8 protein-coding genes are annotated in these 7,692 nt (G+C 71.1%); 5 read left to right on the top strand and 3 right to left on the bottom strand.

The window, feature by feature from the left end; translation table 11 throughout:
• From H5J26_RS26005 to H5J26_RS25985, 5 genes are all read left to right on the top strand, one after another.
• The coding region (locus tag H5J26_RS26005) for a molybdopterin-binding protein (RefSeq protein ID WP_235981124.1) at positions 1-745 on the top strand (745 nt) is incomplete at its 5' end.
• Complete coding sequence (locus H5J26_RS26000; protein ID WP_181768405.1) at positions 739-1,911, top strand: potassium channel family protein; 1,173 nt, start codon at positions 739-741, stop codon at positions 1,909-1,911. The genes H5J26_RS26005 and H5J26_RS26000, both read left to right, overlap by 7 nt.
• A gap of 191 nt (positions 1,912-2,102) precedes the next feature.
• Positions 2,103-3,083, top strand: a complete 981-nt coding sequence (locus tag H5J26_RS25995) for an NAD(P)H-quinone oxidoreductase (protein ID WP_181768407.1) — start codon at positions 2,103-2,105, stop codon at positions 3,081-3,083.
• Positions 3,084-3,182: 99 nt separating this feature from the next.
• Positions 3,183-4,076 carry a hypothetical protein gene (locus tag H5J26_RS25990; RefSeq protein ID WP_181768404.1) on the top strand — a complete coding sequence of 298 codons (894 nt, stop codon included), beginning with the start codon at positions 3,183-3,185 and terminating at the stop codon, positions 4,074-4,076.
• Between the two features lie 67 nt (positions 4,077-4,143).
• A complete protein-coding gene (locus H5J26_RS25985) occupies positions 4,144-4,716 on the top strand; it encodes a bacterial proteasome activator family protein (RefSeq protein ID WP_181768403.1) in 573 nt (190 codons plus the stop codon).
• Positions 4,717-4,884: 168 nt separating this feature from the next.
• On the opposite strand, the gene H5J26_RS25980 is transcribed toward H5J26_RS25985, so the two are convergent.
• The 3 genes from H5J26_RS25980 to H5J26_RS25970 form a co-directional block, all read right to left on the bottom strand.
• Positions 4,885-5,673: a TrmH family RNA methyltransferase gene (locus H5J26_RS25980; RefSeq protein ID WP_419183852.1), complete on the bottom strand. Its 789-nt coding sequence runs from the start codon at positions 5,671-5,673 to the stop codon at positions 4,885-4,887.
• A gap of 24 nt (positions 5,674-5,697) precedes the next feature.
• Complete coding sequence (locus H5J26_RS25975; protein WP_181768402.1) at positions 5,698-7,128, bottom strand: HTTM domain-containing protein; 1,431 nt, start codon at positions 7,126-7,128, stop codon at positions 5,698-5,700.
• A partial coding sequence (locus H5J26_RS25970) for a DUF5819 family protein (protein ID WP_181768401.1) occupies positions 7,125-7,692 on the bottom strand: 568 nt, incomplete at its 5' end. The genes H5J26_RS25975 and H5J26_RS25970, both read right to left, overlap by 4 nt.

The raw sequence follows: 7,692 nt of genomic DNA, 5'->3' as shown, positions 1-7,692 counted from the left end.
CCTCGCCGCCGCCGCGGGTTACGACCGGCTGTCGGTCACCAGGCGCCCCCGTGCCGAAGTCCTCGTCCTGGGCGACGAACTCCTGCACCGCGGCGTGCCCCACGACGGCCGCATCCGCGACGCACTCGGGCCGATGGTGGAACCGTGGCTCGCCGGCCTCGGCGCCGACGTGCTGGTCACCAGGCGGCTCGGCGACGACGCCGAAGCGCTGCACGAGGCGGTCGCCACCACCACCGCCGACCTCGTCGTCACCACCGGCGGTACCGCCCGCGGGCCGGTCGACCACCTGCGCCCCACGCTGACGCGCGTCGGTGCGCGACTGCTCATCGAGGGTGTGCGCGTCAGGCCGGGCCACCCCATGCTGCTCGCCCAACTGCCCGGCAGGGGCGACGGGATCGACGGCCCCGGCGGGCCGTACCTCGTGGGCCTGCCCGGCAATCCGCTCGCCGCGCTGTCCGGTCTCGTGACGCTCGCGGCCCCCCTGATCCGTACGCTCGGCGACCAAGCGGCCGAGCACACCCCCTTCGCGTCCCTCGCGGACGAGGTGCACGGGCACCCCAGGGACACCCGGCTGGTGCCGGTCGCCTACTCTCCTGCGAAGTCCTCGGCCCGTCCCCTCCACTACAACGGACCCGCCATGCTCCGCGGCATCGCCACAGCCACCGCCCTGGCAGTCGTTCCGCCCGGTGGTGTCCCGTCCGGCGCCGAAGTCCGGGTGCTGCCGCTGCCCTGGTTCACATGGTGAGGATCGAAACTCGCGTGAACGATCAGTACCGCATCCTGCTGCCACGCTCCGAGGTCAGCCCCCAACTCCAGGTCGGCCGGCGCCTGTTCGCCGCGCTCGCCGTCCTGTGGACGACGGTCATGATCGTCTACCTCGACCGCGGGGACTACAACGACAACGCCGACGGCTCCGTCTCCTTCCTCGACGCCGTCTACTACACGACGGTCACCCTCTCCACGACCGGCTACGGCGACATCGCGCCCGTCAGCGACGGCGCCCGCATCGCCAACATCCTTCTCGTCACACCGCTCCGCATCCTGTTCCTGATCATCCTCATCGGAACCACGCTCGAGGCGCTCACCGACCGCACCCGTGAACAGTGGCGTCTCTCCCGCTGGAGGTCCCAGTTGCGCGACCACACCGTCGTCGTCGGCTTCGGCACGAAGGGCCGCTCGGCGGCACAGACGCTTCTCTCCACCGGCGTCCGCCGGGACCGGATCGTGGTCGTCGACCCGAGTCACCATGTGGCCAAGGCCGCTGCCGAAGAGGGATACGTGAGCGTGGCGGGGGACGCCACCCGAAGCGACGTGCTCGCCCGCGCGGAGGTGCGCCGCGCCAAGCAGATCGTGATCGCGACGCAGCGGGACGACACCGCCGTGCTGGTCACGCTCACCGCCCGTCAGCTCAACCCCAGGCTCAAGATCGTCGCGGCGGTCCGTGAGGAGGAGAACGTCCCGCTGCTGCGCCAGTCCGGAGCGGACTCCGTCGTCACGAGCGCGAGCGCCGCCGGCCGCCTCCTCGGGCTCTCCGTGCTCAGCCCCAACGCCAGCTCCGTCATGGAGGACCTCATCCAGCAGGGCTCGGGGCTCAGCCTCAGCGAACGTCCCGTCACCAAGGCCGAGGTGGGTCTCTCCCCGAGGGACTGCAAGGACCTGATCGTCACGGTCGTACGCGGCCACCGGCTGCTGGGCTACGACAATCCCCAGGCGGACCCGCTGGAGTCGACCGACCGGGTCGTGGTGATCCAGCGTTCGGCGAGCCCGCACCCCGGTGGCGGGCCTTCCGGCAGCACCGATCCGACGCACAGCGGTTCGGGCGGTTCCGGAAGCCCGGGCGGCGGGCCGGGGGGCCCGCCCGGTGGCGGCGGCGTGGGGTTCTGGCGGAACGACCGCAGCGGCGGCAGCTGACTCGCCCTCGCGCCCGGCGGCGGGGTCGCGGTCCGGCTCCCGAGGCGCGACCCGGCGCCGAGCAGCGAGACGTGCGGCGGGAGTTGAAGCGTTCCGGCTCACGGGACGCCGTCAGTAGGGCAGTGCGGGGTGGTGCCGTACCGGTGCGGCCTGGGAGTAGCGTCGGCCCCATGGGTACGTCCAACTCCACGATGCACGCGGTCACCATCCCCGAACCCGGCGACCCCGACGCCCTCGTCTGGGCCGAGGTCCCCGTCCCCGAACCCGGCGAGGGCGAGGTGCTCGTCGACGTCGCGGCGAGCGCGGTCAACCGCGCCGACATCCTTCAGCGGCAGGGCTTCTACGATCCGCCGCCCGGCGCCTCTCCCTATCCCGGCCTGGAGTGCTCGGGGCGGATCTCCGCGCTCGGCCCGGGGGTGAGCACATGGGCCGTCGGCGACGAGGTGTGCGCCCTTCTGGGCGGCGGCGGGTACGCCGAGAAGGTCGCCGTGCCGACCGGCCAACTGCTGCCCGTACCGGAGGGCATCGACCTGACGACCGCCGCGGCGGTGCCCGAAGTGACCAGCACCATCTGGTCGAACGTGTTCATGGTCTCCCACCTCCGTCCCGGGGAGACGCTGCTCGTCCACGGCGGCGGCAGCGGCATCGGCACGATGGCCATCCAGTTGGCGAAGGCGGTCGGCGCCCGGGTCGCGGTCACCGCCGGCAGCAAGGAGAAGCTCGAACGCTGCGCCGAACTCGGCGCCGACATCCTGATCAACTACCGCGAGCAGGACTTCGTCGAGGAGGTGCGCGAGGGCACCGGCGGCCAGGGCGCCGACGTCATCCTCGACATCATGGGCGCCAAGTACCTGGAGCGGAACGTCAAGGCGCTCGCCGTCAACGGCCGCCTGGCCATCATCGGTCTGCAGGGCGGACGCAAGGGCGAGTTGAACCTCGCCGCGCTGCTGTCCAAGCGGGCTGCAGTGACGGCGACTTCGCTCCGCGCCCGTCCGGCGGCGGAGAAGGCGGCGATCGTCGCCGCCGTGCGTGAACACGTATGGCCGCTGCTCACGGACGGCCGCGTACAGCCCGTCGTCGACCGCACGCTCCCGATGAGCAGTGCCGCGGACGCGCACCGGGCGATGGAAGAGGGCAGCCACGTGGGCAAGATCCTCCTCACGACCGCATAGAAGCGGAGCTCGGAGAGAGACCCTTCCGGATGCCGGACTTGTCCAATTATGTGACTCTGATTGCATTATTGGACGACCCGCAACGGGAGGGTCTCTGCCGTGAGGCACAGACGCCACACACTCCGCGCGACCGTGCTGCTGCCCTGTGTAGCGGTCGCGCTGGTCACGCCCCTCACAAGCGCGGCATCCGACCCCGGTGCACGTCAGCGGGGCGGGCCGGACCGGATCAGCGTCACGAGACCGGCAGTCGTGGACGACCTCGTCCCCCGACCGCCGCTCACGACTGAGGAATCCGGAGGGCTTCCCGTACAGGCGCTCATCGGCGCCACCGGGGTCGAGGTGTCGGTACAGATCCCCGCACGCACCGGGAAGTCACCGATCAGCGGCGGGACTTCGCGCACCTCCCTCGCCTCCGCACCGGCGGCCGGGGAGGCCGCCCGGCGGCACGTGACGGCCGAGAACTCCACCGGGGGCACCCATGCCTCGGAGCACGAGCACCGCAAGCCGGGCGCAAAGTCCAGGGCGGACAACGGGAGTCGGGAGCGGGCCGGGCGGTCCGACACCGAGAGCAGCCGGCCGGAGCGCCGGCACCGCACACCGGTCTCCGCACACCCGGCGGACGCGGCGTCGAAGCCCGCAGGTTCCGTACAGCCGGAGCGGTCACCGTCGTCCGTACGGCCCGAGCAGAACGGCACACCCTCGGGGAGCCCGAAACCGGACCGCTCCCAGGGAGAGTCGGACGCTGCGGACGACGCCCGTCGTGCCGGCGGCGACTCCGCCGGGACGGACGTCGCGGACGAGACCGGTGTCGTCTTCGAGTCGGACGAACTCTACGAACCCGACCCCGTCGAGCAGTACCCGCGAGCCGGGACGGGGCGCGGCCCCGCCGAGGCGGCGACCGGCGAGGTCTCCCCCGTACTGCCGCTGGGTGCGGGGCTGACCTCGATCGGCCTTGGTCTCGCCCTCATCGCGCTGCGTCTGCGCCGTAGCTGAGTGTGAGCCCGTCGTGTGGACGGGAGGCGACCGCCGTGCGCCGGAGAGCTGCATGCAGAATGGAGACATGACACAGCCGAGCAACGAACGGCCACGGGAGAACCAGCAGGTCTTGGTCGTCGGACCGGACGGCATGGCTCTCGGGAGCGCCGACTCCAAAGCAGCGGGCGGAGAAGGCGACGAGCAGGCTGAGGTCCCCGTCACGGAGATGGTCGAGCAGCCCGCGAAGGTCATGCGGATCGGCAGCATGATCAAGCAGCTGCTCGAAGAAGTGAAGTCCGCACCTCTGGACGAGGCGAGCCGGGTCCGGCTGAAGGAGATCCACACGAGCTCCATCAAGGAGCTCGAGGACGGCCTGGCGCCCGAGCTGATCGAGGAGCTGGAACGGCTCTCGCTGCCGTTCACCGAGGACTCCGTGCCGACCGACGCGGAGTTGCGCATCGCGCAGGCTCAGCTCGTGGGCTGGCTCGAAGGGCTCTTCCACGGCATCCAGACCGCACTCTTCGCGCAGCAGATGGCCGCGCGAGCGCAGCTGGAGCAGATGCGCAGGGCGCTGCCTCCCGGGACCCTCCCCGAGGACGGCACACTCGGCGACGAGGAGCCCGGCCGCCCGGCGCGCTCCGGCGGGCCGTACCTGTGACCGTCCGCGCTGTCTGATCAAGCGAGGCCTGAACAAGCAGGCGCTCAACCGGCAGATCCTGCTCGTGCGACGGCCCGGCTGTTCACGCGGACCTGTTCAGTGCGGTCTGCCCGTACGCGCACGGGTCGGTGCTCAGGCAGGACGAAGCGCCGCCGCACAGGCGGACCCTCAGTCGTCCCCGGCGTCCGGGCGGCGGCCTGACATCCAGTGGTAGAGCGTCATCGCGACGCTGGTGGCCAGGTTGTAGCTGGAGACCTGGGGCTGCATGGGCAGCGCCACCAGACGGCCGGCACGCTCCCGCAGCTCGCTCGACAGACCGTGCCGCTCGGACCCGAAGGCGATCAGAGCGTCGTCGGGAAGCGCGAGGGTGCGGATGTCCTCGCCCTCCGGGTCGAGCGCGTAGAGAGGCCCGGGCGGAAGAGCTGACGGTTCGCACTGCGCGACAGCTGTGGCGAAGTGCAGTCCGGCGCTGGCCCGGACGACGTTGGGATGCCAGGGATCGACGGTGCCGGTGGTGAGAACCCCCGCGGCCCCCGCCCCCGCCGCCAGCCGGATCACCGCTCCCACGTTGCCCAGATGCCGCGGGTTGTCGAGCACGACCACCGGCGCCGTACGGGGAGCGTCGCCGTCGGCCTCGCTCCGTGCCAGTGGACGGGCACGGCCGCTGCCCCGGACCGCCAACGCCGCGACGCCGGTGGGATGAGGCCGCGGCAGGAGTTCGTGCAGCGTCCCGACGGGCACCTCCCGCAGCAGCTCCTCCAGCGTCCCGGTCAGATCAGGGGCGAGGTCCCTTGCGAGAGCCAGCACCGCCTCGCGGTCGCCGGTCAGCGCCAGCAGGACGCTCGCGTCGAAACGCAGCGCGTGCTTGAGGGCGTGGAACCCGTCCAGAAGCACGTTGTCCGCGCCCAGGTCCCGCCACTGCCGCAGCAACGGCGCGGCGCTCTGTCCGGCGCTCACGCCGTCAGCCGTACGGTCATGTCGTCAGCGTACGGACACACCGTCACCGCTCCGCTGCTGCGGAGCCGTGGGAGGGGCGGCTGACGGGTCGGCGTCGTACACGTCGCCCCCCGCTCCGCCTCGGCCGCTCTCGTGTGAGCCGCGGGAGGGGCGGAGCCGCGCGAGCAGCCGCTTCCGTCCCCCCGAGAACCGCGCGCCGAGCCAGAGCAGTGCGACCGTGGGCAGGAAGACGGCGTCCGCGGCCACCATCGCCATCGAGAAGAACGGCAGACCGAGCAGCAGCGCGATGCTGAGGTGCTCGGTGATCATGGCGGCGAGCAGCACGTTCTTGACGCGCCGGTTGAACAACGCGAACGGGAAGGCGACCTGGACGGCGACCGTTCCGTAGGTGACCAGCAGCGTGATGAGGCCGCTGCCCGCCAGGACGACGTTCAGCTCCGGCCACGGCGAGAAGTAGTCCAGGTTCATCGGGTAGTAGACGGCGGTGCCGTCCTGCCAGCGGGAACCCTGGATCTTGTACCAGCCCGCCGTCGAGTAGATCAGGCAGACCTCGACGACGATGACGAGCATCGCGCCGTTGTGCGCCAGGTTGGCCAGCATGTCGCAGACGCTGCGGACCTCGCTGTGGGGCGCGTAGCGGTTGACCAGGCGCCAGGCGGCGTGCGACGCCCACAGCACCCAGAAGAACAGGCCCCAGCCGAGGCTGAGTCCGCCCGTGATCGTGGCGGCCACCAGGACCGCGCCGAACACGAACCACAGCGCGACGCCCACCGTGTCGCGTTCCTCCGCCGGCATGACTCCGCGCCGGCGCTCCCGGCGGGCGTCGAGTGACCAGACCTGCCCGCAGCGCGTGAGCACCAGGTACATCGACATCAGATGTATGACGTTGTCGCCGCCGTCGCCCATGAAGACGCTGCGGTTCTGCAGCGCCAGCACACCGATCATGAAGAGCACGGAGACGGTACGGGTGCGCCAGCCGACCAGCAGGGCGACGGCGGACGCGATCGCCAGCAGGTAGACGAACTCGAACCAGACGGCGCCGTCGGACCACAGCAGCACCGTGAAGGCGTGGTTGGACTCGATCAGCCGGTCGGCGAGAGCCCAGCTCCACGGGCTGTCCGGTCCGTACAGCTCGTGCCGGTTCGGCCACTCGCGGAGCATGAAGAGAAGCCAGGTGGCGGCGAATCCGATGCGTACGACAGCGGTCTGGTACGGGGCGAGTGCGCCGCCCGTGACGCGGGCGATGCCGCGTGCCAGGGCGCCTTCGGCGCGGGACGCCGGGGGTGCTTCGGGGGCGCTCGGCCCGTAGGAGGGTGCGTGCGGTTCGTGGGAGGGGGCCGTCCCGGTCCGTTCACCGGACTCGACGGGCTCGCGCTGCCCCGGGAACGCGGCGGACGTCGGCTGCACGGTCGGTGCCGCGGCCCATTCGTCCTTGGGCTCCTGCTGCTCGTTCACTTGTCCCAGCCCCCCGGAAGGTCCGCGCTGCTGACCGGCCACCAGGGCTGGACCCGGTAGTCGGTCTTGAGGTCCAGCTTCTCGTCACTCCACTTCGGCGGCGGAACCGGTGCGGTGGCGGAGCGGACCTGGATGCGCTCCACCGAGCCCCCGTTGAGTTCGGGCCCGAAGCGGAGCATCACTATTCGCTTCATGTAGCTCTCGGACAGCTCGCCGCGCAGCCCGAGGGCCTTGCCCTTCTCGTCGTGCGAGCCGCTGAAGAACTCCCACGCGCGGCGGAGTTCGTTCTGCTGGACGTGGCTGGGGGCGAGGTTGTGGTCGATCTCCTTGCCGTCCATGGCCGAGAGGTTGACCCAGCCCGTGGTCTCCGTACCGCCGTCGTCCTTGGCGACCCGGGCCCTCGCGTGCACGGCTATGTTCTGCTGCAGCGGGTTGGGAGCGAAGAGCTTCCAGTTCTGCTCGAACTCCGGGTAGACGTAGTCGTCGACGGCTTCACCGTGCTTCTTGGTGAGCGTGTTCGACGGCGCGACGTGCAGGAAGACCATCGCGAGGTGGACGGCCACG

Source organism: Streptomyces albidus (ex Kaewkla and Franco 2022), from assembly GCF_013870515.1.
In the GTDB taxonomy this organism is placed as follows: domain Bacteria; phylum Actinomycetota; class Actinomycetes; order Streptomycetales; family Streptomycetaceae; genus Streptomyces; species Streptomyces albidus.
Note: the sequence above shows the minus strand (reverse complement) of the source record. Positions and strands in the feature narration are given on the sequence as shown.